The 25,969-nt window shown below is 60.6% G+C and carries 24 protein-coding genes and 1 pseudogene; 13 read left to right on the top strand and 12 right to left on the bottom strand.

From position 1 onward, the window contains the following. Nucleotides 1-177 precede the first annotated feature (177 nt). Nucleotides 178-492, bottom strand: a complete 315-nt coding sequence (locus GLS_RS11220; RefSeq protein WP_041112282.1) for an antibiotic biosynthesis monooxygenase family protein — start codon at nt 490-492, stop codon at nt 178-180. Between the two features lie 287 nt (nt 493-779). Between GLS_RS11220 and GLS_RS11215 the strand changes: the two genes are divergently transcribed. After that, nucleotides 780-1,937: an iron-containing alcohol dehydrogenase gene (locus tag GLS_RS11215; protein ID WP_041112281.1), complete on the top strand. Its 1,158-nt coding sequence runs from the start codon at nt 780-782 to the stop codon at nt 1,935-1,937. Nucleotides 1,938-1,974: 37 nt separating this feature from the next. Here the strand turns inward: GLS_RS11215 and GLS_RS11210 are convergent, their stop codons facing one another. Beyond that, nucleotides 1,975-2,565, bottom strand: a complete 591-nt coding sequence (locus GLS_RS11210; RefSeq protein ID WP_041112280.1) for an NAD(P)H-dependent oxidoreductase — start codon at nt 2,563-2,565, stop codon at nt 1,975-1,977. A gap of 131 nt (nt 2,566-2,696) precedes the next feature. Here GLS_RS11210 and GLS_RS11205 point away from each other — a divergent pair, with 131 nt between their 5' ends. Beyond that, nucleotides 2,697-3,614, top strand: coding sequence for a LysR family transcriptional regulator (locus GLS_RS11205; protein ID WP_041112279.1), 918 nt, complete (start codon nt 2,697-2,699; stop codon nt 3,612-3,614). A 21-nt stretch (nt 3,615-3,635) separates the two neighbouring features. Here GLS_RS11205 and GLS_RS11200 read toward each other — a convergent pair whose 3' ends face one another. Further along, the gene (locus tag GLS_RS11200; RefSeq protein WP_041112278.1) at nt 3,636-4,607 is read right to left on the bottom strand and encodes a LysR family transcriptional regulator; all 972 of its coding nucleotides are present in this window, start codon (nt 4,605-4,607) and stop codon (nt 3,636-3,638) included. A gap of 166 nt (nt 4,608-4,773) precedes the next feature. Here GLS_RS11200 and GLS_RS11195 point away from each other — a divergent pair, with 166 nt between their 5' ends. The 3 genes from GLS_RS11195 to GLS_RS11185 are packed head-to-tail and all read left to right on the top strand — an operon-like array spanning nt 4,774 to nt 9,051. Then, nucleotides 4,774-6,450 carry an MFS transporter gene (locus GLS_RS11195; protein ID WP_052327567.1) on the top strand — a complete coding sequence of 559 codons (1,677 nt, stop codon included), beginning with the start codon at nt 4,774-4,776 and terminating at the stop codon, nt 6,448-6,450. 16 nt (nt 6,451-6,466) lie between these two features. Next, on the top strand, nt 6,467-7,543 hold the full coding sequence (locus tag GLS_RS11190; protein WP_041112277.1) for an HlyD family secretion protein: 1,077 nt from the start codon (nt 6,467-6,469) through the stop codon (nt 7,541-7,543). Continuing rightward, nucleotides 7,540-9,051: an efflux transporter outer membrane subunit gene (locus tag GLS_RS11185; protein WP_052327566.1), complete on the top strand. Its 1,512-nt coding sequence runs from the start codon at nt 7,540-7,542 to the stop codon at nt 9,049-9,051. Before GLS_RS11190 ends, GLS_RS11185 begins: the two co-directional genes overlap by 4 nt. 24 nt (nt 9,052-9,075) lie before the next feature. Here GLS_RS11185 and GLS_RS11180 read toward each other — a convergent pair whose 3' ends face one another. After that, a complete protein-coding gene (locus GLS_RS11180; protein ID WP_193363819.1) occupies nt 9,076-9,978 on the bottom strand; it encodes a S1/P1 nuclease in 903 nt (300 codons plus the stop codon). Nucleotides 9,979-10,074: 96 nt separating this feature from the next. Between GLS_RS11180 and GLS_RS13300 the strand changes: the two genes are divergently transcribed. From GLS_RS13300 to GLS_RS11160, 5 genes are all read left to right on the top strand, one after another. Further along, nucleotides 10,075-10,401: a hypothetical protein gene (locus tag GLS_RS13300; RefSeq protein ID WP_148295929.1), complete on the top strand. Its 327-nt coding sequence runs from the start codon at nt 10,075-10,077 to the stop codon at nt 10,399-10,401. Between the two features lie 158 nt (nt 10,402-10,559). After that, entirely contained in the window at nt 10,560-12,206 is a 1,647-nt protein-coding gene (locus GLS_RS11175) for a lactate permease LctP family transporter (protein ID WP_041112276.1), read from the top strand. Nucleotides 12,207-12,630: 424 nt separating this feature from the next. After that, nucleotides 12,631-13,248, top strand: a complete 618-nt coding sequence (locus GLS_RS11170) for a sorbitol dehydrogenase family protein (RefSeq protein WP_041112275.1) — start codon at nt 12,631-12,633, stop codon at nt 13,246-13,248. A 20-nt stretch (nt 13,249-13,268) separates the two neighbouring features. Beyond that, nucleotides 13,269-14,906 (top strand): GMC family oxidoreductase, encoded by a 1,638-nt coding sequence (locus GLS_RS11165; protein ID WP_041112274.1) that lies wholly within the window; start codon nt 13,269-13,271, stop codon nt 14,904-14,906. Further along, nucleotides 14,899-16,215, top strand: coding sequence for a c-type cytochrome (locus tag GLS_RS11160; protein ID WP_041112273.1), 1,317 nt, complete (start codon nt 14,899-14,901; stop codon nt 16,213-16,215). The genes GLS_RS11165 and GLS_RS11160 overlap by 8 nt, the downstream gene beginning before the upstream one ends. Before the next feature lie 75 nt (nt 16,216-16,290). On the opposite strand, the gene GLS_RS11155 is transcribed toward GLS_RS11160, so the two are convergent. Beyond that, nucleotides 16,291-16,545, bottom strand: a complete 255-nt coding sequence (locus tag GLS_RS11155; protein ID WP_041112272.1) for a hypothetical protein — start codon at nt 16,543-16,545, stop codon at nt 16,291-16,293. Between the two features lie 238 nt (nt 16,546-16,783). On the opposite strand from GLS_RS11155, the gene GLS_RS11150 reads away from it, so the two are divergent. Further along, nucleotides 16,784-17,821: a Rieske 2Fe-2S domain-containing protein gene (locus GLS_RS11150; protein WP_041112271.1), complete on the top strand. Its 1,038-nt coding sequence runs from the start codon at nt 16,784-16,786 to the stop codon at nt 17,819-17,821. Between the two features lie 78 nt (nt 17,822-17,899). On the opposite strand, the gene glpK is transcribed toward GLS_RS11150, so the two are convergent. The 4 genes and pseudogenes from glpK to GLS_RS11130 form a co-directional block, all read right to left on the bottom strand. Beyond that, nucleotides 17,900-19,438, bottom strand: a complete 1,539-nt coding sequence (glpK, locus tag GLS_RS11145) for a glycerol kinase GlpK (RefSeq protein WP_041112270.1) — start codon at nt 19,436-19,438, stop codon at nt 17,900-17,902. Nucleotides 19,439-19,490: 52 nt separating this feature from the next. Further along, nucleotides 19,491-20,387 (bottom strand): MIP/aquaporin family protein, encoded by an 897-nt coding sequence (locus GLS_RS11140; protein ID WP_041112269.1) that lies wholly within the window; start codon nt 20,385-20,387, stop codon nt 19,491-19,493. A 36-nt stretch (nt 20,388-20,423) separates the two neighbouring features. Continuing rightward, nucleotides 20,424-22,004, bottom strand: coding sequence for a glycerol-3-phosphate dehydrogenase (gene glpD / locus GLS_RS11135; RefSeq protein ID WP_041112268.1), 1,581 nt, complete (start codon nt 22,002-22,004; stop codon nt 20,424-20,426). Between the two features lie 130 nt (nt 22,005-22,134). After that, nucleotides 22,135-22,908 (bottom strand): annotated as a pseudogene (locus GLS_RS11130) (DeoR/GlpR family DNA-binding transcription regulator); the annotation flags it as partial. A gap of 243 nt (nt 22,909-23,151) precedes the next feature. Between GLS_RS11130 and GLS_RS11125 the strand changes: the two are divergent. Further along, entirely contained in the window at nt 23,152-23,583 is a 432-nt protein-coding gene (locus GLS_RS11125) for an RcnB family protein (RefSeq protein ID WP_041112267.1), read from the top strand. A gap of 100 nt (nt 23,584-23,683) precedes the next feature. Here the strand turns inward: GLS_RS11125 and GLS_RS13295 are convergent, their stop codons facing one another. The 3 genes from GLS_RS13295 to GLS_RS11115 form a co-directional block, all read right to left on the bottom strand. Beyond that, nucleotides 23,684-23,866 carry a hypothetical protein gene (locus GLS_RS13295; protein ID WP_024717098.1) on the bottom strand — a complete coding sequence of 61 codons (183 nt, stop codon included), beginning with the start codon at nt 23,864-23,866 and terminating at the stop codon, nt 23,684-23,686. Nucleotides 23,867-23,942: 76 nt separating this feature from the next. Further along, complete coding sequence (locus GLS_RS11120; RefSeq protein ID WP_041112266.1) at nt 23,943-24,887, bottom strand: ribokinase; 945 nt, start codon at nt 24,885-24,887, stop codon at nt 23,943-23,945. A gap of 85 nt (nt 24,888-24,972) precedes the next feature. Further along, nucleotides 24,973-25,527: a YceI family protein gene (locus tag GLS_RS11115; RefSeq protein ID WP_041112265.1), complete on the bottom strand. Its 555-nt coding sequence runs from the start codon at nt 25,525-25,527 to the stop codon at nt 24,973-24,975. A gap of 165 nt (nt 25,528-25,692) precedes the next feature. Here GLS_RS11115 and GLS_RS13175 point away from each other — a divergent pair, with 165 nt between their 5' ends. Next, nucleotides 25,693-25,968 carry a YtcA family lipoprotein gene (locus GLS_RS13175; RefSeq protein WP_080692005.1) on the top strand — a complete coding sequence of 92 codons (276 nt, stop codon included), beginning with the start codon at nt 25,693-25,695 and terminating at the stop codon, nt 25,966-25,968. Nucleotide 25,969 lies beyond the last annotated feature (1 nt).

The following is a 25,969-nucleotide window of genomic DNA, read 5'->3' as shown; positions in this document are numbered from 1 at the left end:
TTCTTCCTGTCCTGGGTCTTCCATACCGGACGCGGGACACGGCCGGGTCTGCATGACGCTGACCGAAAAGCATTTCAGGCCTGATCCCGCGTTCGTTCTATTCACAAACCGTTATGACAGGTTCGTCAAGATGACGCAGCCAGAGCAGACATGTCCGAACGCTTCACGAACCGAAGCTCAGGCCTGGATATCCTGCAGGACCTGAAAGCCCTCGAATACGGGAGGCCCCAGCGTCAGCACCGGTCCGTGCCCGGCACCGGCATGCGCGGCCCGGAATTCTTCCGATCGGGTCCAGCCGATGAAGGCATCGTAAGACGCCCAGATGGTATGAGAGGCATAAAGGACGTAATCTTCCATCGCCGGCCCGCGAAGAAACTGGAAGCTGACAAATCCGGGCACGGTTCTGAGCAGAACATCACGATCCAGCCATTTTTTGCGAAAAGCCTCTTCGCTGTCCGGCCGGACCCTGAAGCGGTTCATGGCAATATACATCGCGGCATCCCCATTTTCTCACCCTGCATGACCTAGGCCTGCGGGGCATTTTAACGGGCGGGTTACCCCTGCGGTTTCGCCTGGGTTGGTCACCCGCCTTCCTGAGATGGAACCCCGACGCAGCGCACACAAGGCTCCCACCAGCAACCAGACCATCATCCCGTCTGTGCCGGACGGCAGAAAACCGGTAGGATATCCGCAAGCAGGACCACACAGCCGCATCTGGTGAGGCACAGACCCCGCGTCGATGGCGGCTCAATCAGAAGATTCCTCTGAAGGCAGGACCCATGCAGAATTTTGAATTCTACAATCCCACACGCATCATTTTCGGCGAGAACACGATCCCGAAACTGGCCGATCACATCCCCCCCGAAGCACGCGTCCTGATCCTGTTCGGCGGGGCGAGCGCGGAACGCAACGGAACGCTTCCGGCCGTCCGCAAGGCGCTTGAAGGCCGTTTCACACGGGAATTCGGCGGCATCGAAGCCAACCCGACATTCGAGACCCTGATGAAGGCTGTCGAACTCATCCGGGAGGAAAAACTGGACTTCCTGCTGGCCGTCGGCGGCGGGTCCGTCATTGACGGGACCAAGTTCGTGGCCGCAGCCGTGGATTTCGAAGGCGATCCGTGGAGCATCCTCACGACGCACGGCGCAAACGTCAAAGCCGCGATGCCGCTGGGTACCGTGCTGACGCTGCCGGCGACGGGTTCGGAAATGAACAGCTTCAGCGTCATCAGCCGCCAGACCACACACGAAAAGCTGGCCTTCGGCAGCCCGCATGTCTTCCCGCGCTTCTCGGTGCTGGACCCGACCCGCACCTATTCCCTGCCCGTCCGACAGGTTGCCAATGGTGTCGTGGACTCCTTCGTTCACATCATAGAGCAGTATCTCACCTATCCCGCAGACGGACTGGCGCAGGACCGCTTTGCCGAGGGGCTTCTGCTCAGCCTGATCGAGATCGGGCCGAAGGTGCTGAGCGAGCCGGAAAACTATTCCCTGCGCGCCAATTTCATGTGGATCGCCACGCTGGCGCTTAACGGAATCATCGGTGTTGGCATGCCGGAAGACTGGTCCACGCACAGCATCGGCCATGAACTGACGGCCCGGTATGACATCGACCATGCCCGGACGCTCGCGATCGTCCTGCCCTCCATGCTGCGCGCGCGGAAAGAGGCCAAGCGGGGCAAGCTGCTTCAGTACGCAGCCCGCGTATGGAACCTGCACGAGGGCACGGAAGACGAGCGGATCGAAGCGGCCATCGTCCGGACCGAAGAGTTTTTCGAAAGTCTGGACATCCCCACGCGCCTGTCAGCCTACGACATTGGCGAGGACGCCATCGAGCCGCTGATCGGGCAGCTTGAGGCCCACGGCATGACCGCACTGGGTGAACATGCCGACATTACACCGGACGTCAGCCGCCGCGTTCTGCAGATGAGCCTTTAAAAAAGACGGGGGCGGCGCAGGCTACCCCCCGTTCCAGTCAGGACGCCGTACCGATGACGTCCTGCAGATGCTGGCGGTAGGCTGCGAGTGTTGCCTCCACATTCGGCGCCTTCATCACGTCCGTCGCAAGGAAGGTCGGGAGCGCGGACATGCCCAGGAACTCGTGGGCCTTGTGGAACGGGAAATACACCCCGTCGATACCCCGCCCTTCAAAGAACTGGGCCGGGTCCGTGAAGGCCTCTGCCGGCGCATTCCAGGTCGTTGACAGCATATAGCGCTTGCCCTGCGCCAGACCGCCCGAGCCATATTTGCGCTCCGGATGGGCCCGGCTGCGGCCGTCATTGGCATAGAGCTTGCCGTGACCGGCCGTCATGACTTCGTCGATGTATTTCTTGACGATCCAGGGCAGCCCCATCCACCAGCCCGGGCACTGATAGATGATCAGATCGGCCCAGATGAAGCTTTCGACTTCCTGTTCCACGTCATAGCCATCATCGATCTTCGTCTGGCGGATCTCATGGCCGTTCTTGGACAGAATATCAGCCGCCAGCGCCTGAAGCGTGTCGTTCAGCCGTCCGTGGGAATGGGCGAAGACCTTGCCGCCGTTAAGGAGAAGAATTTTCGTCATGATCGCGTATCCGTTCTGTCAGGCATCGGGGATGGGACTGTTCGGAGGCCATGATGAACCGATAACTCCCTCTTGATAATTGTTGCGATCTCCACAAAACCTGTGAAGCAGTTTCACAGATCGGAAGACAGATGGATAACCGTTTCGGGGAGATGAAGATCTTTCTCCGCGTCGTGGAGAGCGGCAGCTTTTCCGAGGCCGCACGCCTTTCCATGACCACGCCGTCCACCGTCAGCAAGCTGATCGGGCGGGTGGAGAACCGCCTTGGGGTCCGGCTCGTGGAACGCTCGACCCGCAGACTGTCAGTCACGCCCGAAGGTCTGGCCTATTACGACCGGGCACAGGCCCTGATCGCGGAGCTGGACGACATGGAAGGGTTCCTGTCCAAGAAGACTGTCCAGCTCACAGGGACAGTGCGGATCAATGCGTCCGTGGCATTCGGGACGCTGGCGCTGGAGCCGCTGCTCCCCGCATTCTGGGACGCCTACCCGGATATCGTGGTTGATCTGTCACTGTCGGATGAAATGACGGACCTGTATCTGGACCGAACGGATATCGCCTTCCGGGTCGGAAAACTTCAGGATTCCAGCCTGACGGCTCGGCATCTGGGAAGCGTACCGCGGCTGATCGTCGGCGCACCGGATTATCTGGAACGGTTCGGACGACCTGAAACCGTGGACGATCTGGAGCATCATCGGTGTCTGGGCTTCAATTTCCGCCGGGCAGCTCCGGTCTGGCCGCTGCATGAGCGGGGCAGGATCGTGGACCGGATCGTCCAGGGGCCCTTGCTGGCCAATAATGGCGAGACCGTCCGCCGGGCCGCGATCCGCGGGGCAGGACTGGCGCGGCTTGCGGAATATCACGTGCGTGAGGATCTGGCAGCCGGACGCCTGGTGGAAGTTCTGACGGAAAGCGGCACGCGGGACGAGGAAGAGATCCACGCGCTTTATCAGGGCGGAAAACAGGTGCCCCAGCGCATCCGGGTCTTTCTGGATTTCGTCGTCCCGCGCCTTCAGGCCAGCCTCAGACCGCTTGCGGAAAATCTATGAACACAATTCCCAGATCCATGCTCAGGGGCTCTTTAGGGTGGGTCCGCCTTCTCCACGAAAGCGGACAAGTTCGCGTCGGATGACCTGAAAGACCGTATCGCGCAGCCAGCGGTGAACGCCGTCCGTATCCACGCGGGGGTGCCAGGCCTGAAAGGATGTGACAGGCGGCAGTTCGAACGGGAAATCGAAAGCCTCAAGCTGGATCTGGGAGAGCGGCAGGCGGTCGATGACGATATCAGGCAGCGGCAGGATCATGTCCGTCTCACGCATGGTCTCGATCATGGAATGGTACGTCGGCACGACCATCGCGATAGGGCGGGTCAGGCCATAACGCTCCTTGAGAATGGCATCGATAGGGCCATAGGGCCGGCCTTTGCGGGAGACGCTGATATGGTCGTAATCGACGAGCGTCTGGGGCGTGATACCCCGCGCGAAAATGGGGTGCCCTTCGCGGACCATGGCGCGGAATGACGTCAGGAACAGGGTCTGCCGCATGATTTCGGGACGCAGATCATCTGTGGCACCCACATAGAGGTCAATCCGGCTGTTGCGCAGGGCTTCGCTGGCCGGTTCTTCCGTTTCAGGCGAGAACACGATGCTGCATTCCGGGCAGTCCTGCTTGAGGGCCATCAGGATCGCGTGACCGAACGCACCGACGATCAGGTCATTGGCCCGGATCGTGAAGCGGGGTGAGAGATGGCGCAGGTTCAGCGTTTCGCTGTCATTCACCAGCGCATCGGCGTCGCGTACGATGCTCTGGACGCGGTCGCGGATCCGGTTGGCGAAAGTCGTGGCCACCATGCGCCGGCCCGACAGGACCAGGATCGGATCTCCGAACACGGTTCGGAGCGTGGCGAGATGGCGGCTCATGGCGGCGTCGCTCACCTTCAGGCGTCGGGCAGCCTGTGAGACACTCTCTTCTTCCACGAGAACCTGAAGATAGCGCAGAAGATCGAGATCGTAGCGTCTGTGGCTGTCGGTCCGCTTCGCCATCGCACACTCCGTTTTCCGCTGGTCTCACGCGCATTTTCACGCCTTCGTGTAAAAATGGAAGGGATTTCTTCAACCCTTGCGAAAAGTGGAAACGTCACTTGCTGCAAACGTGGGTTTTCGGACTCATACACTCCGGATAGGGGCTGTCTGGTAACGGAAGAGATCCATGGAACCAGCAGCCTCGTCGCCATCTGCCGCACCACCCGCCCAACCCTCCTATATTCCGCCTTTCGGCATGCGGACCATTGTCGGCTGTCTGGGGATGCTGCTGGCCGTGCATGTGGCCGGTTTCAACGAACACATCACGGAAATCGGCCTCGCCGATATCCGCGGTGCAATGCATATCGGGCATGACGAGGGAACCTGGTTCACCTCGATTTATGAGTCCTTCAACATCGCGGCCATGGCGTTCACGCCCTGGTTCTACATGACGTTCTCGATCTACCGTTTTTCGATCTTCATGACGGCTGTCCTCGCCATGCTGTCGCTCCCCCTGCCCTTCATGCCGGACATGATCTCACTGTGTTTCCTCCGCGCGGCGCAGGGGCTGAGCGCAGGGTGTCTGCCGCCCGTTCTGATGACGGTCATGCTCAAATACCTGCCGCCACCCATCAAGGTGTTCGGCATCGGCGGCTATGCGATGAGCGCGACCTTCGGACCCAATCTGGGTGGACCGCTGGAAGCGATGTGGTTCGAGCATGTGGGCTGGCGCTGGTTGTACTGGGAAGTCATTCCCCTCAGCATCATCGCCATCGCCATGATGGCCTACGGCCTGCCGCGCGACCCGGTACACCTCGAACGGTTCAGAAAGTTCAACTGGCGCGGGTTCTTCATTGGCGTGCCGTCCATCATCTGCGTGGTGACGGTGCTGTATCAGGGGGACCGGCTGGACTGGTTCCGCTCGCCCGTCATTTCCCATCTGACGTTCTGGGGCGGCGCTCTGTTCCTGGGGTTCCTGTTCCATGAGTGGCATCATCACAGCCCGTTCTTCCGGCTTCAGTACTGGAAGAACCGCAACATCACGATGGCGCTTCTCACACTGGTGGCCGTGCTCATCATCTGCGGGCTGATGCTCGAAGTGCCGATGACGTATCTGGAAGCCGTGCGCGGATACCGGCCGATCCAGGCAGCCCCGGTCGCGCTCACGGTGGCCCTGCCCCAGCTCATCATGCTTCCGCTGACGGCAGCACTCTGCAATTCCGCACGGGTGGACTGCCGCTATGTGCTGGCCTTCGGCATGTCGTGCCTGGCGCTCTCGGCCTTCCTCGGAACCTGGCTGACGCCGGACTGGGTGCGGGACAATTTCTACGTCATGCAGGGGCTTCAGATCTTCGGCCAGCCGATGGTCGTGATCCCAGTGCTGATGCTGGCGACCATGTCCCTTGGCCCGGCGGACGGGCCGTTCATTTCGGGCATGGTGAACATGCTCAAGGGCATGGCCAATGCGTTCGCAACCGCCATTTTCGAAATCCTGCTGCGGCGCCGGGAACAGTATCATTCCACCATGCTTCTGGACCGGGCGGGCAATAACGCCACGTCGCTCTCGGGCATGGGCGATCCGATCCATGCGGCGATCAGCAACACCTCGCCCGACAGCGATCATGTGGCGCGCAACACGCTTCAGATCTTCCACACCTATCTGCACGAGCAGTCGATCACGCTGGCGCTGGTGGACATCTACTTCGTCGTGATGTGCATCTGCATCTTCTATGTCGCGCTGACCGCCGTGCTGCCGAAACGGGTCTATCCGCCCGGCAAGGGACCTGCTCCCGCCATTCCTGCCGCGGCCCGCGAACCGGATCCCGAACCGACCCCCTCCTCCATTCCCGCCACCGCGCACTGACGGACCTGCCTCGAACATGATTTACGGAAAACCCCTTCTCCTGGCCGGATGTGCGGTCATTGTCCTGACGGGTCTGGCCTGGACGGCTGACCGCTTCTTCGTGGGTGACGGCATCCGTCAGGAAACCAACGACGCCTATGTCACGGCCGATTTCACGACTGTGGCACCAAAGGTCTCCGGACGTATCGACCGTGTGCTGGCGGAGGACAACGAGTACGTCCATGCCGGCGAAGAACTCGCCCATATCGAGGACGACGATTACCGCGCGGCTTTAGGTGCCGCCCATGGTGATACCGCTGCAGCGCAGGGCGATGTGGACAACCTTCAGGCCCTGCTGGACCGTCAGGGTTCCATCGTCGATGCGGCGAAATATACCGTACAGTCCGACGAGGCCGCGCTGGTCTTTGCCCGGCAGAACGCGGCGCGATATCGCAATCTCTCGGCCGGTGGGGCCAGCACGATCGAGCAGCAGCAGGGTGCGGAAGCCCGGCAGCTTGAAGCCGTTGCTGCCCTGGCCCGTGACAAAGCCCAAACCAGCACGGCCGAACAGCAGGTTGCTGTGCTCAAGGCGCAGCTTGAGAAAGCTCAGGGTGCGCTTCTGAAGGCCCAGAGTGCGGAGCATCAGGCCGAACTGAACCTGTCCTACTGCACCATCCCCGCCCCCGTGGATGGTGTGGTCGGCGAGCGTGGTGTGCGTGTTGGCGCGTATGTCCATCCGGGCACAGGGCTACTGGCGGTCGTGCCGGTCCGCAAAGCCTATGTGCTGGCGAATTTTCAGGAAACGCAGCTGACGAAAGTCCAAACTGGCCAGAGTGCGATGATCTGGGTTGATACGTTCCCGGGCCACCCGCTCAAGGCTCATGTGGACAGTCTGGCTCCGGCGACGGGTGTGGCCTTCGCCGCCATTCAGCCGGACAATGCGACGGGTAACTTTACCAAAGTCGTGCAGCGCGTGCCGGTCAAGCTGACCTTCGATCCCGGCCAGCCTCTGGCGGAAAAAGTGCGCGTCGGCATGTCGGTCGAAGCGCGGATTGACACGTCCTCAACGCCTGAGGGCATCCATTCCCATGACGAGCGGTATCTCTGGAAATGAGACCTTCCCTGTTCCAGCCTTCCCGCTGCCTTCTTCTGGCCCTGACCGCGCTGTCCGCCTGCACGGTGGGGCCGGATTATCATCGTCCCGATCCGCATGCACCGGCCCACTGGCACCAGAGCCTCGCCCCTGCTGCGAGCCATCCGCAGGAAACCTCCGCCATTGAGGTGCAGTGGTGGCGCATCTATCGCGACCCGACGCTGACGGCGCTTGAAGAGGACGTGGCGCGCAACAACCTTGATCTGCGTGAAGCAGCCCTGCACTTCACCGAAAGTCAGGCTGAACGGAAAATCGCAAGCGCCGCGCAGATGCCGCATATGGAAGGTGCCGCGTCCTATGCCCGAGAGCGCGCCAGCACGAATGGTATTCTTGGCCTTCTGGGAACAACGCAGCAGGCCGGTCCGGGCGAAATTGCCAGCGGTGAACAGGGTTTCGGCCCGGCAGCCGCAGACGGCGCAAAAGGCAATCCGTCGTTCAATCTCCCGCAATACGGGCTGAGTGCATCCTGGGAAGTTGATTTCTGGGGGCATGTCCGCAGACAGGTCGAAGCAGCGACGGCAGCCATGCATGAAACGGACGAACTGCGTCGCGATGTGCTGGTCTCGCTCATGGCCGAGACCGCGCAGGATTATCTGAACCTGCGCAATATCCAGACGCAGATCGGCATCACCCAGCAGAGCATCGATATCGCCCGGCACAGTGTGAAGCTTACGGAACTGCGTTTCGCACAGGGTACGGCAACGAAGCTCGATGTCGCCTATTCCCGCGGGCAGATGCATGGCTTCGAGGCGCGTCTCCCGGTCCTGAAAAGTCAGGAAGTGCATCTCGTGAACGCGCTGAGCTTTCTGACGGCGCGGGAGCCCGGCGCGCTGAAAGACAGGCTTGAGTCGTCCCAGACGATCCCGCCCGTCCCTGCCGACATTCCGGTTGGTCTGCCCTCCGAACTAGCCGAGCGCCGTCCGGATGTACGGGCTGCCGAAGATCATCTCCATGCTGCGACAGCCAGTATCGGCGTGGCGGTTGCAGACTTCTTCCCGCGCGTAACGCTCTCGGGAAGTCTGGATATTCAGGCATTGCAGTTCAGCGGCTTGGGCTCATGGGCGTCTCGGCAATACGGGTTCGGCCCGACCATGACGCTGCCCCTGTTCGAGGGCGGACGCCTGACCGGACAGCTTCATCTGCGCCGGGCACAGCAGAAGGAAGCCGCGATTGCCTTGCAGCGCACGCTTCTGAAAGCCTGGGAAGAAGTTGATGATTCCATGGCGGATCTGAGTGCCGCGCAGGAGCGTCGGAACCGGCTGGAAGAAACGGTTTCGGAAGACGAAACCGCCGTGCATATCGCGCAGCTTCAGTACAGTCAGGGTGCGGGAGACTTCCTCAACGTCCTGACGACGCAGAACGCCCTTCTGGCGAGCCGGAGCGCGCTGGCTGAATCGAGCGCCGGCGTATCTGTTTCCGTGGCCCATCTGTACCGGGCACTGGGTGGTGGATGGACGCAGAAATCCTGACGTCCATCCACACAGACACTGTTCTCAGCCGCCGTTCAGGGCGGTGTTGAGGACGGCTGCCAGACGCACGCCGGCCTGTTCCAGACGCAGCTCCATGATCGGCCAGGTCAGCGCGGTGTAGTCCTTGCCGATATCCGCGCCCTTGTTGGCTGGAAGCGCGCCATAGGCCACGCTGCGAGCCAGCGAATGGCTCTCATCGGCCCAGTCAACGGTCGCGTTGTAAACATCTCCGCCGTCCAGATCCTGCACCCAGTACTTTGTCTCATCCGGCGTAATCAGGGCGCCAAGACGGTCGGCTTCCTTCTTCGCGCGGGAGGCGTCGATGCTGTAGAACGGGCCGACATGCAGATCCGCTTCATGGTCGATCACGCCTTCGTCCCACAAGGAATGCAGGTTCATGTGGCCGTTGGCGTTGTCGCCGAAATAGGTCAGGCGGATCGCGTTTCCGCCCATATCCTTGTTCCGTTCGGCAGCATGCAGCGGCTGATGGATGTCCCCCACCAGATGCACCACCCATTTCAGGGCGACCAGCCGGTCCTGGGCCGAAGCATGCGTGTCGGCGAGGATTTTGATCTCCTCCGGCAGCTTCTCGACGACGCAGGCATGATCGGGGCAGTCGCGCGCCTGATCGTAAGCGGGATGGGACACGTCGATATCGACGTAATGCCATTTCAGGGTTTCCGGCGCGCCGCCCTTCTTTTTGAGAACATGACCGATCGTATCCGGCCAGGAGGCGACCTGATCGAGGGTCTGATGGTTCTCAAGGGCCAGCAGGGCCGTGGCGGCCTTCTGGGCCTGCGGCGTCAGACGCTCCTGCGCGATATCCGCCACGATCGCATGACCGTAAGGCCCCCACGCAAAGGCGCTGGAAGAAAAGACAAGAGAGCCGGCCCCGATCAGGGACGCACAAAGAAGACGAAAATGCATGGAAACCTGACTGTCCAACTCTGAAAGTGATGCTGCCCCAGTTTCTCACCGTTTCGAGAGCACCACAAGGCATTCCGCGGCACGGACCACGGGGTCGTGACCGCACATATTTCCGTGTTCCGGGAACACTCCCGCCCCGCTTGCCAGAGCTACGAAAAACAGAACCACCTGCCCCATAAGCCCGACAGTCCAGAAAATCTTCCCCGTCTGCCTTCGTTTTTCATTTCAGCGGCAAATAGTCATGAAACCCCTGTCACCTGTCGCGACAAGTATTCAGGGAATGGCCCTGTCCAGGCGTCATTTCCTGTCATTTCTTCCTGCTTAACGCCTGAACTTTTCAGAAAGATTACCCCAAGAGAAAAGCGTTTTTACCAGTCGGCGCACATCAGGGATAAAATTTTTACAAAGCAAGTCACGCAATAAACTAACTAATTAAAACAGTATGTCATAAAGTTTACCGGTGATTATATTCAGTCCTTATTGCACTTGTTGTTTTCAAAAAATACGCTCCCCAACATAACACGAGAAAAAGAGATCAATTTTCCAATTATCACTTAATTTTTATTTTGGAGACTTCCTGAATGTCACCCTGGGCACAAGTCTACGATCCCATAGGAAATATCTGGATTTCCGGTGCGGTCGCTCTCATCCCGATCCTGTTTTTCTTCTTCGCCCTGCTGTACCTGCATATGAAAGGGCACATTGCCTGTACGATTACTGTCGGAATTACCTTTGCACTGGCTGTCGCATTCTACGGCATGCCCGTTTTCATGGCCCTGGCAGCGTGTCTCTACGGTTTTGCCTACGGCTTATGGCCCATTTCATGGATCATCATCGGAGCGGTCTTTCTCTATAAAGTCTCCGTCCGGACGGGTCAGTTCGACATCATCCGTCATTCGATTTCGACGGTATCGGAAGACCAGCGCATCCAGCTTCTTCTCGTCGCCTTCGCGTTCGGGGCATTTCTGGAAGGCGCTGCCGGTTTCGGCGCACCAGTGGCCATTACGACAGCCCTGCTCGTCGGCCTCGGCTTTCCGCCAATCTACGCCGCCGGACTGTGCCTGATCGCCAATGCGGCACCGGGTGCGTTCGGCGCGATGGGTATCCCCGTAATCGTGGGGGCCCAGGTGATCGGAGCGGAGCCGTACATGGTCGGCCGGCTGGTCGTGATGCAGTTGATCGTGATCGGCGTCGTCATCCCGTTCTGGCTGGTCGGCGTGGTTGACGGGCTGCGGGGCATCCGTGAGACATGGCCCGTCATTCTCGTCACAGGCGCCACTTTCGCCATTACGCAGACCCTGACGGCCCTCGTGATCGGTCCCGAGCTTCCCGACATCATAGCCCCGCTCGTCACGATGGTGGCGATCCCCGTCTTCCTTCGGATCTGGAAGCCGAGCCGGATTTTTCGCTTCGAAACCGGAGAGACACCTGCCGACGCCATCGTCGAGAAGGCAACCTATACGGCACCGCAGATCCTGCGGGCCTGGTCTCCCTTCATCATCCTGACGGCTTTCGTGGCGGTCTGGAGCATCAAACCCTTCAAGGCCCTCTTCGCAGCCGGTGGACCGCTGGACTGGACGGTGCTCGTCATCCGCTTCCCGGGGCTGCACAACCTCGTCCTGAAAATGGCGCCGATCGTTCCCAGCCCGACGCCTTATGCCGCGATCTTCAAGGTGGATTTCGTATCTTCCGTGGGTACGGCCATCCTGCTGGCAGGCGTCATGTCCGTCCTGTTCCTGAAAATGCGCCCGAAGGACGCTGTCGCGACCTTCACGGATACGCTGCGGGAACTGAAAACGCCCATCTATGCCATCGGCATGGTGCTGGCCTTCGCGTTCTTGGCCAACTATTCGGGCCTTTCCACGACACTGGCCCTGGTTCTGGCAATGACCAAGGGCGCGTTCACCTTCTTCGCGCCCCTGCTCGGCTGGCTGGGTGTTTTCCTGACAGGCTCCGATACGTCCTCCAATGCGCTGTTTGGCGGCCTTCAGGCGGCAACCGGCCGTCAGATCGGGGTCAGCGGCGAGTTGCTGGTCGCGGCCAATACGGTTGGAGGGGCCGTGGGCAAGATGATCTCTCCGCAATCCATCGCCGTGGCTTCGGCCGCAGTGGGACTGGTGGGACAGGAAGGCGCCCTGCTCCAGTTCACGCTCAAATGCAGCATCGTTCTGGCCATTCTGGTCGGGCTGATGACAACGGCGCTGGTCTTCATGGGGGTGGGCACATAGCCCGCTCCTTCTGACAGCAGTATCGAAGGGGCGCAGGGTCACATCTGCGCCCCTTTTCTTTTACAGGACCTTAAAAGTACCCTATTTCTTCATCAAGGCGCCGAGTTGCGAAACATTCGCAACGTAGAAAAAGCCCCAGATGAGAAGCCAGTGCCGACTCTGCCTAATTCACGAAGGACAGAGGTAATAAATCCTCCCGCAGATCTTCGGAAATCCTTGGAAACCACAATAAGACAACGGGCGTTTCCGTTAGTTATCCTTCCCCGATATCTCTTTCTGACTTGCCTTTTTGCGGGATTATTTCCGGATAATTGGCCGTTCACGGTTGCATGATCACGCTGTCGCTGTAGGCTGCGGACCTCTGAAGGTGACGCGGATCACGGTCCTGTCATCAGTCTCGAGTGTATGCGAAGAGTGATTTTACATGACGAAAGATCGTCACTGCCCTCTTGTTGACCTCCATGTTTCCTCTCCCAATGCCATGCGCCTGAACCGGCTGATGCGGATGTCACGTCGTGATACGTTGATGACGGGCATGGCCGGCATGGGTGTTCTGGCGGCTGGAAATGTCGTGGCCGCAGAGCCTGCAACCGGCGCCGATCCTGAACTTGAACGCTTCATGAAGGTCTCGACACGCCTGACGGACCGCCCCTCTCTCGACCCGCGGATCGGAAAGGCGCTTTACGAGCGCATTCTCCAGTCGGGACCCGAGCGCAAGGCCCAGCTCTCAAAACTGGCGGACCTGCTGGACGGTGGAACCTACGAAAGCGCCTCCGCCTTCGCCAAAGCTGCCGAACAGGCCGACCCGGCGTTCAAGGATGTCATTCACGACCTCATGACCGGCTGGTATCGCGGCGTCGCGGACGGCAAGGTCGTGGTCTATCGCTCGGCGCTGATGTTCGACATCACCAAGGACGCCATCTACCCCAAGACCTATGCCGCAGGCGGCCCGTTCTACTGGACGACGCAGCCGCCTGAAGTCGACAAGCCGACCGGCGCGCCTGCGCTGTCGCCATCGAAGTTCGACGTGGAACCTACCTGAGAGCGGGAACAGCATCTCCTATGTCTTCAGATCAGAATCTTTCCGCCGATGTCGTCATCGTCGGATCCGGCGTTGCGGGCAGTTCCATTGCGAACGAACTGGCGCGCGCGGGCATTTCCGTCATCGTCCTCGAAGCCGGCCCCCGCGTGGACCGGCAGCATTTCGTGGACAATTTCCGCAATCTGGAAAACAAGCCCTCCTATCAGGGGCCTTTCCCGTCCACACCCTGGGCCGAGCATCCGCCCAACCAGATCACTCCCAACAAGTACCTGCATACGAGCGGTCCGAACGCCGAAGCCTATCAGCAGGTCTATCTGCGGATGATGGGTGGCACGACCTGGCACTGGGCCGGGTGTGCGTGGCGTTATCTTCCGTCCGATTTCGAGCTCAAGACCCGCTATGGTCAGGGCCGTGACTGGGCACTGAAATACGACGATCTCGAGCCGTTCTATTATCAGGCCGAAGTCATGATGGGCGTGTGCGGTCCGGACCCGAAGGTCGAGGATCTGGGCTCCCCGCGCAAGCAGCCCTACCCGATGGAAGCGCTGCCGATTTCCTACGCGGCGCAGCAGTTCCGCAAACTCATCAGCGAAAAGACGCCCTATCGCGTCGTGCATGAGCCGCAGGCCCGGAACACGAAGCCCTATGACGGCCGTCCGACCTGCGAAGGGCACAACAACTGCATGCCGATTTGCCCGATCGGAGCGATGTATAACGGCGGATATTCCGTCTATCACGCCGAGGCAGCCGGGGCGAAGTTCGTGCCAAACGCGGTCGTCTACAAGATCGAGCGGGACAGCGCGAACAAGAAGGTGACGGCCGTTCACTACTACGACCCGGACAAGGGTTCGCACCGTGTAACCGGCAAGTATTTCGTGATCGCCGCCCACTGCATCGAGACGGCCAAGCTGCTGCTGGTTTCGGCAGACGAGCAGAGCCCCGATGGTATTGCCAACAGCTCGGGCCATGTCGGCCGGAACATGATGGACCATACCGGCGTGCAGGTGACGTTCATCAGCGGCGACAAGGCCCTTTGGCCGGGACGTGGCCCGCTTGAGACGAACGTGATCGACAATTTCCGTGATGGCGACTGGCGTGGTGACCGCGGGGCGTATCTCGTGCACATGGTCGATGACAACCAGGTCGATTTCGCAACGCAGCTTGCAATTTCAAAGGGTTATGTCGGCAGGGACCTCGAAGAGCAGATCCGCTATCTGGCCTCCCATACGGTCCGTCTGTTCAGCCATAACGAGGCCCTGCCCGACCCGGACAACCGCCTGACGCTGAGCACGACGCACAAGGATGCGCTCGGGATTCCGCATCCGGATGTCTATTACAAGCTGCCGGAATATACGGTCCGCAGCTGCGAGCACACGCGCGGCCTGTTCAAGAACCTCATCGGCCTGATGCACGGCACGGACGAGCAGTGGACACCGGGCTATTTCCCGCAGGATCATCCCTCGGGCAGCACCATAATGGGCGTGGACCCGAAGGATTCCGTGGTGGACGGCCATTGCCGGACGCATGACCACGAGAACCTGTTCATCGCGAGTTCGTCCGTGTTCTCCACGGTCGGAACCGGGAACATCACCCTCACCGTCGCAGCCCTTGCGCTTCGTGTTGCCGATACGCTGAAAAAAGAACTGCTCCATGCCTGATTTCAAAACCGTTTTCTGGTCTTTCCTTGTTGGTGGAACGGTTCTGGGCGGACTGTCCGGTCATGCTGCACGGGCGGCGGATGTGGATCAGGATGTCATGAACCGGGGCGCCTATCTCGCCACGGCAGCAGACTGCATCGCCTGCCACACCAAACAGGGTGGGACGCCATTCGCAGGCGGTCTGAAGATCGCAACCCCCATGGGCGACATCATTTCGACGAACATCACGCCTGACGCCGATCATGGCATCGGGAAATACTCGGAGCATGACTTCGAGCAGGCCCTGCGTCGCGGCAAGCGGCGCGATGGCGAGAACCTGTATCCCGTGATGCCTTATGTCTCCTATGCCGGCATGACGGATCAGGACATTCACGCGCTCTATGTCTGGTTCATGAACGGGGTCAAACCTGTTGCCGAAACGCCGCCCGCAACCCAGCTCAGCTTTCCCAGCAATATCCGCCTGACCCTGTCGGGCTGGAACATGCTGGCGGGCAGCGAGAAGCAGGAAACCGGCGATTCCGCGACCTATGACAAGCTGCGGCGCGGCAAGTATCTTGCCACGGCACTTGAGCATTGCGGGACATGCCACACACCCCGCAACGTGATGCTCATGGAGAAATCCGACGAGTTCTTGGCGGGAAGTCCGGTTGCCGGCTGGTATGCTCCGAACATCACCCCGAGCAAGACCGGCGGGATCGGAGACTGGAACGAAGACGACGTCGTCCAGTATCTACGCACCGGACGGGTCAAGGGCAAAAGCCAGGCGGCCGGCCCGATGGGCGAAGCTGTCGAACACAGCACGAGCCATCTGACGGATGCGGATCTGCACGCGCTTGCGGCCTTCGTGCTTCAGGTCAAGCCGATTGACGACACGGCCGATCATCAGCCGCGTGATGCTTTCGGCAAGGCGAACGATATCCCTGATCTGCGCTCAGGCGAGCTGACCCGGATCGATAACCTGTCTCACAAGAACCCGGAAAACCTGTTCGACGCCAACTGCGCTGCCTGTCACGGGCAGAATGGTGCAGGTACGGCCGATCAGTATGCGCCGTCCCTGTACAAAAACTCCGTCGTGGGCGCCGGTCGTCCGGACAATCTGATCATGACGATCCTGACCGGTGTGAACCGCAAGACGGCGGATGGCCATGCCAGCATGCCGGCTTTCGGCAGCACGTCGGATGTGCAGCGTCTGGATGACGAGGAAGTCGCGAGCCTCGTGAACTATGTCAGCAAGACCTTCGGCAGCGGCACCTATCAGGTGACGGCGGATCAGGTCGCCCAGGTCCGCAAGGAGCATACGCAGCACTGACGCCTGCCCGTTCCGCGCAGCAGAAAGGGGAGACGGACCTGGTCCATCTCCCCTTTTTTGTGGAACTCTCCGGGATCAGCCTTCGCTGGAGCGTTTGTTCGTCAGCAGCAGGATGAAATACGGCAGGAAGAAATACAGCGCGATCATGACCATGAGCGGCCCGAGAAGCCATGCCATGTTTTCATGAAACAGGGACTGGCTGAACAGGTTGCCCAGTCCCATCATGCAGCTGACGCAGAAGAAACCGCCCAGATTTGCAAGAAATCCCCGATCGCCGTTGATCTGACGCAGCTGCTGGAAAAAAGGGCTGGACTGCTGCGGGACGGTCATGCGGACATACTTCCTGTTTGCCGGCAGAGGATGGGACAAACACGCCAGTCGCGTTCGTTCATTTTCCGGACTGACGGGCAGGATACTGCCACCTCCCGCAAGATCAAAGCCGGAACTCCATAAAAAGCGCCTGATTCCACCCAAGCGATCTCTTTTCGCGAACGGCTTATCATATAATTTGATATATCCGCGAACAGTCGGATCATGAATGATGGCTTCTCATGTTCAGGAGCTTCCCATGATCTCACAGACCGCCGCCGCGCCCCTGCCCCGCAACTGCACGTTCGAAGCGGCGGACTGGGATCTTCTCTCCCGCTGCTGGCATCCGGTGGCGCTGGCGCGCGAACTGGAAGAAAAGCCGCTGGGCGTGACGCTTCTCGACGTGCCGCTCGTGCTTTATCGCGCGGGCGGGACGATCGTGATCGCGGATGATCTTTGCCCGCATCGTGGCGTCCCGCTCAGCATGGGCACGGGCAATGGGGAAACGATTGCCTGCGCCTATCATGGCTTCCGCTTCGGCAATGGCGGAAAATGCGTGCGTGTGCCCGCCCATCCTGACAGCGCCATTCCCTCAAAGCTGAACCTGCGCACCTATCCGGCCGTCGAGCGATACGGGCTGATCTGGACATGCCTGAATTCCGACGGGACCGTGACGATCCCGCCAATGCCCCACTGGGACGAGCCGGAGTATCAGCAGATCAACTGCCCCTGGATCGACATCGCGGGTTTTGCGGGACGGCAGGTTGAAGGCTTCATCGACGTGGCGCATTTCGCTTTCGTCCATACCGAGACCTTCGCCGATCCCGATAACCCCGTCGTTCCCTCCTACATGCCCAGAATGACGAAAGACGGGTTCGAGGCGGAATATCGCAGCACGGTCAGCAATTTTCCGGTCGGGCATGAGGATTGGGAGAAGCCGGGGTTTGAATGGCTGCGGCATTTCCGCGTCCATGTGCCTTTCGTAGCCACGCTGGAAATCCATTTTCCGGATAACGGGCGACTGGTCATCATGAATGCCGCCTCACCCGTTTCCGCACGGATGACGCGCATGTTCTCGCCGATCTGTAAGAACTTCGACAAGCATATCCCGATTCAGGCGGTCTATGATTTCAACCGGAAGGTCTTTGAGGAAGACCGCGCCCTGGTCGAGGCGCAGAAGCCTGAAAACCTGCCGCTCGATCCGACACTGGAAGCGCATGTCATGGCGGATCGCAGCTCGATCGCCTATCGCCGGGCCCTGCGCGGAATGGGTTTCAGCCAGTTCTTCACGGCCTGAGGCGCGGGACAGATAAAAAAAACCGGCACCTGTTCTGGTGCCGGTTTTTTTCATGGAGTTAACGCTTCTGTTTAACGCTCAAGCCGCCTGACTGGCTGTCGTTTCCACGCTGGAATGCGCAACCGGCGCGCTGGGCGTCAGCGTGCGGCGGACGGCATCGTGCCAGCCATCGATCATGATCCGGCGCTGTGCCGGGTCCATCTTCGGTGCGAAAACACGCTCCTGCTTCCAGGTAGCCGCCACTTCATCTAGGCTCTTCCACAGTCCGACTTGCAATCCGGCAAGGAAGGCGGCGCCAAGGGCCGTGGTCTCAATATTGACCGGACGCTCGACCTCGGCCTTGAGCATGGAGGACAGGAACTGGGCGAACCAGTCATTGACGGCCATGCCCCCGTCGATGCGCAGGATGCTGGTCCGCATGGCCCCGTCCTCACGCATGGCGCGGATCAGGTCATAGGTCTGGTAAGCTACGGATTCCAGCATGGCACGCGCGATATGCGCCTGCGTGGAACCAAGCGTCAGGCCACAGATCAGACCACGTGAATCCGGGTCCCAGTGAGGGGCGCCAAGACCAACGAAAGCCGGCACCATGTAGACGCCATGGCTGTCCGGGATGCGGGTCGCCATATCGTCGGTCTGGGAAGCATGCGTGATCAGCTTCAGCCCGTCACGCAGCCACTTGATGCCGGCACCCGCCACGAAGATGGAACCTTCCAGCGCGTAGAAGGTCTTGCCACCGATGCGATAGGCAATTGTGGTCAGCAGCCGGTTGTTGGACATGATCGGCTTCTCGCCGGTGTTGAGCAGCATGAAGCAGCCCGTGCCGTAAGTCGCCTTGGCCATCCCCTCATGGAAGCAGGCCTGCCCGATGACAGCGGCGTGCTGGTCGCCCGCCATGCCGCCGATGGCGATCTTCTCGCCGAACAGCTTGGCTTCCGTCTCACCGAAATCGCTGCTGTTGTCGCAGACTTCCGGCAGAAGGGCGCGCGGCACATTGAAGAGCTTCAGCAGCTCCTCGTCCCATTCCTGCGTATGGATGTTGAACAACGAGGTGCGGCAGGCATTGGTGATGTCCGTCGCATGGCGCTTGCCGCCGGTCAGACGCCACAGCAGGAAGCTGTCGATCGTACCAGCCGCCAGTTCGCCCGCTTCCGCGCGGCGACGGGCATCGGGGACATGATCGAGCAGCCAGGCGATCTTGCTCGCCGAGAAATACGGGTCCAGCAGCAGGCCGGTCTTTTCACGGACCATGGCTTCCTTGCCCTGCTGGCGCAGGAGGTTGCATTCATGCGCCGTGCGGCGGTCCTGCCAGACGAGAGCGCGATGGATGGCACGGCCCGTCTCACGGTCCCAGATCACGATGGTTTCGCGCTGGTTGGTGATGCCCAGAGCCGCAATGCGCTCCGGCCCTCCCACCTCATCGATCGTCTCGCGCGCGGTGGCGAGCACATCACGCCAGATGTCCTCGACATCGTGCTCAACCCAGCCCAGCTCGGGATAATGCTGCGGGAACTCGCGGCGGGAAATGGCCAGAGCCTGCGCATCTTTTCCGAAGACAATGCTGCGGGTCGAGGTCGTGCCCTGATCAATGGCGAGGATGCAGTCTTTCTTGCTCATGATGTGTTCTCCGGCGAAAGGTCTTGGAAGTTCGAAGGGTTTCAGACGGATTTCAGGAGACCCGGTTGACGACGGGAAACGCAGGGTCGTCCGGGTTGGACACGACCAGAACCGGCTCGGCGGGATTGATCCCGTCCGGTGCTACGGTGATGGTCTGTTCCAGATAACGCGGCATGAAGGGTCGCAGGCCGAACTGGTACAGGGCCGCCCCGATCGGACCACCGACGAGCGGCGCCACGACAGGAACCCAGAAGTAATTGCCCGGAGCCGGCAGTGCGCTCTGTCCCCAGCCTGCGAAGAAGCAGAACAGGCGCGGGCCGAAATCACGGGCCGGATTGATGGCCCAGGCATCCAGATAGCCACAGGACGCACCGATGATCGCAACCAGCAGACCGATGATCAGCGCGCTGGAGTTCGCCTGAGGGGCCTGCGTATTGTACTGGCAGGTGATCGCGAAGATCCCGAAGACCAGAGCCGCCGTCAGGACCAGCTCGTCCCAGAACGCATGCGCCACCGTCACGTAATCACCGGGATGGGTGAAGAACACGCCAGCCGAACCACCATCGACGGCACGCGTCAGGTTATGCGCCACGTTGAAGTGGTCGATGACCGGCACGTAAAGCGAGTACACCAGCGCCGCACCGGCAAAGCCACCGAGTACTTGAGCGCTCATGTAAGGAATCACTTTCTTCCACGAGAAGCCACGGAACATGGCCAGTGAAAGGGTGACCGCCGGGTTTGCATGAGTGCCGCTGATCGCGCCGGTGGCATAGATCGCCACCGTCACGCCCAGACCCCAGACGATGCACACGCCCCAGTAGGCCGATTTGTACGGACTGGGATCGTAGAGCGAGTACATGGCCGCAACCCCATCTCCGAAGAGGATGATGATTGCGACAGCGAAGAACTCCGAGAGGAGTTCACCAAGGTAACGCCTGTTTTCTGACATGACTGGCATCCGCCATGAAAAAGGAAGCGATAAGGCTCAGGCCACGTTCTGACGTGCGACCTGGCCTGGATTGGAAAGAGGGGTGACATCGCCCTGCAGACGGCCTTCGACATAGGTCTGAAGGGCCGCGCGATCGGCATCGCTGACAAACAGGCCAAGCCGCGAGCGACGCCACAGGATATCCTCGGCGGTACGGGCCCATTCGTTGTCGATGAGGTAGTCCACTTCACGGGCGCTGAGCGTGTCACCGAACATCTGGCCCATCCCCTCGGGCGTGGACGTGGCGATGATATAGGCGCGCAGACCGTAATTGCGCATCAGACGCCAGGACGTGCGCTCGGACAGATGCGGCGCATGAGCCCGGAAACGGCTGAGCTGGGCGTCAAAATCCTTCGGCGCGAACTCTCCACCCGGAAGCGGTGTGCCGTCTGTCCAGCCCGGCTTGCGCAGGACCGGAAGATGGGGCGCAAGCTTCTCGACAGCATGTTCGGCCAGCTTGCGGAAGGTCGTGATCTTGCCGCCGAAAACCGACAGGATCGGCGCGGCAGTCGCATCCACATCCAGGACGTAATCGCGCGTGACAGCCGAAGCGTTGCCCGAATTGTCGTCATAAAGCGGACGCACGCCCGCATACGTCCAGACGACGTCTTCAGGACGGACGGTCTTCGTGAAGTAGCGGTTCACGCTCTCGCACAGATAGGTGATTTCGTCCGGCGAGATCTCGACATGACCCGGATCCTGCTCCCACGGAACATCCGTGGTGCCGATCAGGGTGAAATCCTGCTCGTAGGGAATGGCGAAGACGATCCGCTTGTCCGGGTTCTGGAAAATGTAAGCCTGCGACCCTTCGAAAACGCGCGGCACCACGATGTGGCTGCCCTTGACCAGGCGCACGCGGTTGCGGCTCGGCACGTTCAGGCGATCCTTCAGCAGTTCGGCAACCCACGGACCTGCCGCATTGACGAGGGCCTTGGCCTGAACCGTGCTCTGCTCACCCGTGCGGGTGTTTTCAAGCGTGGCGGTCCAGCCCTGCGGCCCCCGCACGGCTTTGACGAGACGGGTCCGCGTTTCGATCTTCGCGCCAACGCGCACGGCGTCCATGGCATTGAGAACCACGAGCCGGCTGTCCTGCACCCAGCCATCCGAATATTCGAAACCGCGCACGTAGTCCGAACGCAGCGGCTTCCCGGCAGGAGCCGTTCGCAGGTTCAGAGCCTTCGTTCGCGGCAGCGTCATGTTCGGGCACAGATGATCGTAAAGGAACAGTCCCGTCCGCAGCAGCCAGGCCGGACGCAGCATCTTGGAATGCGGCAGCACGAAGCGCATCGGCCAGATGATGTGCGGTGCGATCTTCAGCAGACGCTCGCGCTCCATCAGGGCCTCACGGACCAGCCGGAATTCATAATATTCGAGATAGCGCAGGCCACCGTGAATCAGCTTGGTGCTTGCGGACGACGTATGGCTGGCAAGGTCATCCTGCTCGACGAGAAGCACGCTTGCCCCCCTGCCCGCGGCATCCCTCGCAATTCCACAGCCGTTGATCCCGCCACCCACAACCAGCAGGTCGTAAGGCGCGGATGCGCCGGCCGGGGATGAAACCTCGTGAATCGATGACATCACACTCTCCTGTCATCACGCTCCAAAACGAGCGGTCGATGTTCGTTTTGGAGCATGTTGAGCGATAAAGAAAGCGTTTTATGTGATTCGTAACGCAATAGTGTGGAGCTGTGAGGAAACAGACGTTATTTTCAGCCACATGGAGCGTGACGCCTGCCGCGTCCAGATGGCGCTGAAACGCCTCTGAGACCGGCCGGTCGGTAATCAGATCATCAATATCCTCAAGATTGCCGACCCGCCCCATGGGGCGGCGAGTGAACTTGGTGTGATCGGCCAGAAGCAGGACGCGGCGTGAATTGCGGATGATTGTCCGCGCGCACTGGATCTCGCTCAGATCGAAATCCAGCAGGGTTCCGTCTTCCTCGATTCCGCTGATCCCGATCACGCCGAATTCCGTGCGAAAGGACGACAGGGTCTCAATGGCGGTCGCCCCGAGAATGGCCCCGTCCCGTGGTCGCAACTGCCCGCCGGCAAGGACGGTATGAAAATCCGCCCGCCCCGAAACCAGCGACGCGACATGCAGGTTGTTCGTCACAATCCGCAGATCCCTGTGGTTTGTCAGCGCACGGGCGAAGGCTTCCGTCGTGGTGCCGATATTGATGAACAGCGAAGATCGGTCTGGAATCAGCGCGGCGGCATAACGCCCGATCGCGGTCTTGGACGCGGAATTGAGAATCTGACGCGCGTCATAATCCAGGTTCTCGACCGTCGAAACCGGTGTCGCGCCACCATGATGCCGGCACAGCAGACCCAGCCCGGCGAGATACGTCACATCCCGGCGAATGGTCTGGACCGCAACGCCGAAATGCTGGGCCATGTCCTCATTGGCCATGTAGCCCTGGCTGCGGACCAGACGCACAATCTGGTCCTGTCGGGGGCTGGTCTGAAGGGTCTCATGAGGCATGGTGCGGTCCGGGCAGCGAATGTGAGAAAACGAACATAAGCGCACATTGTATCACACGGAAAGCCGGTGAAGACCCTCCCCGCCCTTTCCATCACACCAAAAGAAACCGGGGCTCTTCCGGGCCGTTACATCGCCCGGTCCATAAAGCCATATTCCAGCCACGCTTGAAGGGCTTTATGACAGTTCAGAGCATGCCCCCGGCCGTTTCAGCCGGGAGGTCATGACTGGGTTTGAAGGTGCGTTATGAAGACAAGACTTTTTGCAGGACTGATGGCTGCCTGCTTCCTCGCCGCAGCTCCTCTCGCCTCTGCTGATCCGCGTGGCGGCGGCCCTGGTGGTCCGGGTGGCCCCGGCGGCGGTCACGGGGACTTCCGCGGTGGCGGTCATGGCGGCGGACAGAACCGCATCTGGCGTCGTGGCGACCGCTATGACGGTCCCCGTGGCAGCCGCTGGGCCGTGAACAACTGGCGCAACTATCGCGGCCTCTATGCTCCGCCGCGCGGCTATTACTGGATGCGCTACGGCAACCAGTTCCTGCTGACGGCTCTGGCGACCGGCCTCATCGCCGGCGTCGTGACGGCCAACAGCGGCGTGGTGCAGCCGGGCGTTCCCGTGGCTCCCCCGCCGCCCCCGCCGGGCACCGTGGCTCCGGGATATGGCCCCGGACCGTACTGATCACGCTCCGTTCCAGACCGGAAAGGCAGGGCTCCCACGGGGCCCTGCCTTTTTTCGTGCCTGCGCAAAAGGGCCTGCGCAAAACGGAAGTGATCCGGGATCATTTGGACATGCAGGTACAGTAAACATGCACGATGGCGAAAATGACGAAGCCGGTCATCCAGAAATAACTGGCATGAATATGCCCCGCGGCATCCATCGTCGTCGTCATACAGGCGACAAGGAAAAACGCCGTCATGAGAGCGCCGGACAGAACCATCCAGATAATGCGTTTTCTGGTCATTTTCCCACAGGCCCATTCTGCAATTTAGTGCCGGGGACCCTGAACCCAAAAAACTGATGGCGCAAGCAGGGTTTTTTCAAACCCGGATCAGAGCTTCGACCTCATTCCATTCCGGAGCAGCATCGGCAGCGCCATGACGGGTCGTGGCGAGGGCCCCGCAGGCGGACGCAATCCGTGCCGCATCGGGCAGGCTTTCCCCGCAGGCCAGTGCCACGGCCAGTCCGGCGTTGAAGCAGTCTCCGGCCGCCACGGTATCGATCGGAACAACCCGGAATGGCGCCAGATGGCCCGATCCGGTCCCGTCATGCCAGAACACGCCCTTCGCCCCCATCTTCACCAGAACCGCCCGGACACCTTTCGCCAGCAGGATTTCCGCTGCCCTGCGCGCCTCTTTCACTGTTGCAGGACGGATGCCGGTCAGGCTGAAGGTTTCGCTTTCATTGGGCGTGAGAATATCGATCTCGGACCACAGCGCTTCAGGCAGCCCATGCTCCGGCGCGGGAGCCGGGTCCAGCACGACAAGGCCACCCGCGCTCCGGGTCCGACGCGCCGCAGCCAGAACGGCAGACTGGGGGATTTCTAGCTGAAGCAGCAGGACTTTCGCCCGATCCAGCCAGGGGGCCGCGGCCACGATATCCGTTTCATCCACCGCCATGTTCGCCCCACCCGCGACGGTGATGCAGTTTTCGGCCGCCGCATCGATCCCGATCAGGGCAATCCCGGTCGGGTTGTCCGCATCATCCCGCAGGGGCGACAGATCCACCCCGAACCCGGCAAGACTGGCCCGGGCCTGAGCCCCGAACGCATCGCATCCCACACGCCCCGCCAGTGCGACATCCACGTCGAATGCCTGCGCCAGTCTCGCGGCCGCGGCCGCCTGGTTGCTGCCCTTGCCGCCCAGACCGATCGCATAGCTCTCGGCATGAACGGTCTCACCCGGGCGCGGAAGCCGCTGGCTGCGGGCCGTCAGATCGATGTTGATGCTGCCGAAGGAAAGGATCAGGGGCGTCCGCAAGGTCATGTCCAAAGGGCCAGAAGCTGGAGAAACAGGGATTTTTCCGAGCCTGCTTATCGGATGGCCCGCAGCCCTTCAAGCAGGACGGAGATTACTTCATGAGGATCACGGTCTCGACACGGACCATGGGATCCACCGAATGAAGAAGCGTGCTCATGCCCCATTGCCGCTGGTCAAAGCTGCCATGGCTGACGATGCGCATCAGGGTATTGCCCTGGAACTGAAGCTCCGTCGTCAGAACGAGCGGATGCGTCTGTCCGCGCATGGTCAGTTTTCCCGCAAGCTCCATCCGGAGCTGCCCTTTGACGATCCGAGGACGGCAGTCTCCCAGATATTTCATGACAGGATGGGTGTCGCTGTCGAGCATGATGCCCGAAAGCATGACCTGTTTCAGGACAGCGCTGCCGACCTTGAGGGAACTGACATTCATGGTCATGTCCACATGACAGCTCTGCCGGTCCAGATCGTAAGTCAGTGCTCCGGACACATCTCCGAAATTTCCGTCAATATCCGTCAGGGCCGAACGCGCGTGCAGAAGAGCCTGAGTATTGACCGGCGACAGGACAAGATCCTGCCGGGCGGCGAAGGCCGGCCCACTTGCCAGCAGACCCAGAAGAAACATTGCAGGGAAAAATCTGTCCGTCATTGCTCCACACCATTGTCTTCACAGTTCCTGTCTACTGAAACTTCCGCGCGACGCTCCGGTTTTCTTTTCCGACTGGCCGTCCCTTCCGCTGGACTGTGGCTTTCGGAAAAGGATGTGATAGGCTCCGAGTCCCTTCATGGCCGCGCGAAAGTTTCCATTCCCCTCATGCGACCTGCCCGCCTCCGCCCCTGCCTTCCCGGGCTCACCCTTCTGGCGACAGGGGGATGTTCTCTTCGTGGTGCTCCGTCCTTTCCCGTTGTGGGCGCCTATTTTCCGGACTGGATGGTCTGCGGGCTCGTGGGTGTCGCCACAGCCGTTGGACTGCGGGTCCTCTTTCTGCTGACGGGGCTCGACGCCCTGCTCAGTTTCCGCCTTTTCACCTATGTCGCCCTGGGTGTCATCGCCGCACTGGGCGTGTGGACCCTGGTATTCGGACCCTGAC

The sequence above is a fragment of the Gluconobacter oxydans DSM 3504 genome, from assembly GCF_000583855.1.
Taxonomy (GTDB): Bacteria; Pseudomonadota; Alphaproteobacteria; order Acetobacterales; family Acetobacteraceae; genus Gluconobacter; species Gluconobacter oxydans.
Note: the sequence above shows the minus strand (reverse complement) of the source record. Positions and strands in the feature narration are given on the sequence as shown.

What these genes read in the sequence shown, in the direction of transcription:
- GLS_RS11220 (WP_041112282.1), bottom strand. Translation starts at nt 492, where the DNA reads ATGTATATTGCCATGAACCGCTTCAGGGTCCGGCCGGACAGCGAAGAG.
- GLS_RS11215 (WP_041112281.1), top strand. Translation starts at nt 780, where the DNA reads ATGCAGAATTTTGAATTCTACAATCCCACACGCATCATTTTCGGCGAG.
- GLS_RS11210 (WP_041112280.1), bottom strand. Translation starts at nt 2,565, where the DNA reads ATGACGAAAATTCTTCTCCTTAACGGCGGCAAGGTCTTCGCCCATTCC.
- GLS_RS11205 (WP_041112279.1), top strand. Translation starts at nt 2,697, where the DNA reads ATGGATAACCGTTTCGGGGAGATGAAGATCTTTCTCCGCGTCGTGGAG.
- GLS_RS11200 (WP_041112278.1), bottom strand. Translation starts at nt 4,607, where the DNA reads ATGGCGAAGCGGACCGACAGCCACAGACGCTACGATCTCGATCTTCTG.
- GLS_RS11195 (WP_052327567.1), top strand. Translation starts at nt 4,774, where the DNA reads ATGGAACCAGCAGCCTCGTCGCCATCTGCCGCACCACCCGCCCAACCC.
- GLS_RS11190 (WP_041112277.1), top strand. Translation starts at nt 6,467, where the DNA reads ATGATTTACGGAAAACCCCTTCTCCTGGCCGGATGTGCGGTCATTGTC.
- GLS_RS11185 (WP_052327566.1), top strand. Translation starts at nt 7,540, where the DNA reads ATGAGACCTTCCCTGTTCCAGCCTTCCCGCTGCCTTCTTCTGGCCCTG.
- GLS_RS11180 (WP_193363819.1), bottom strand. Translation starts at nt 9,978, where the DNA reads ATGCATTTTCGTCTTCTTTGTGCGTCCCTGATCGGGGCCGGCTCTCTT.
- GLS_RS11175 (WP_041112276.1), top strand. Translation starts at nt 10,560, where the DNA reads ATGTCACCCTGGGCACAAGTCTACGATCCCATAGGAAATATCTGGATT.
- GLS_RS11170 (WP_041112275.1), top strand. Translation starts at nt 12,631, where the DNA reads ATGACGAAAGATCGTCACTGCCCTCTTGTTGACCTCCATGTTTCCTCT.
- GLS_RS11165 (WP_041112274.1), top strand. Translation starts at nt 13,269, where the DNA reads ATGTCTTCAGATCAGAATCTTTCCGCCGATGTCGTCATCGTCGGATCC.
- GLS_RS11160 (WP_041112273.1), top strand. Translation starts at nt 14,899, where the DNA reads ATGCCTGATTTCAAAACCGTTTTCTGGTCTTTCCTTGTTGGTGGAACG.
- GLS_RS11155 (WP_041112272.1), bottom strand. Translation starts at nt 16,545, where the DNA reads ATGACCGTCCCGCAGCAGTCCAGCCCTTTTTTCCAGCAGCTGCGTCAG.
- GLS_RS11150 (WP_041112271.1), top strand. Translation starts at nt 16,784, where the DNA reads ATGATCTCACAGACCGCCGCCGCGCCCCTGCCCCGCAACTGCACGTTC.
- glpK (WP_041112270.1), bottom strand. Translation starts at nt 19,438, where the DNA reads ATGAGCAAGAAAGACTGCATCCTCGCCATTGATCAGGGCACGACCTCG.
- GLS_RS11140 (WP_041112269.1), bottom strand. Translation starts at nt 20,387, where the DNA reads ATGTCAGAAAACAGGCGTTACCTTGGTGAACTCCTCTCGGAGTTCTTC.
- glpD (WP_041112268.1), bottom strand. Translation starts at nt 22,004, where the DNA reads ATGTCATCGATTCACGAGGTTTCATCCCCGGCCGGCGCATCCGCGCCT.
- GLS_RS11125 (WP_041112267.1), top strand. Translation starts at nt 23,152, where the DNA reads ATGAAGACAAGACTTTTTGCAGGACTGATGGCTGCCTGCTTCCTCGCC.
- GLS_RS13295 (WP_024717098.1), bottom strand. Translation starts at nt 23,866, where the DNA reads ATGACCAGAAAACGCATTATCTGGATGGTTCTGTCCGGCGCTCTCATG.
- GLS_RS11120 (WP_041112266.1), bottom strand. Translation starts at nt 24,887, where the DNA reads ATGACCTTGCGGACGCCCCTGATCCTTTCCTTCGGCAGCATCAACATC.
- GLS_RS11115 (WP_041112265.1), bottom strand. Translation starts at nt 25,527, where the DNA reads ATGACGGACAGATTTTTCCCTGCAATGTTTCTTCTGGGTCTGCTGGCA.
- GLS_RS13175 (WP_080692005.1), top strand. Translation starts at nt 25,693, where the DNA reads ATGCGACCTGCCCGCCTCCGCCCCTGCCTTCCCGGGCTCACCCTTCTG.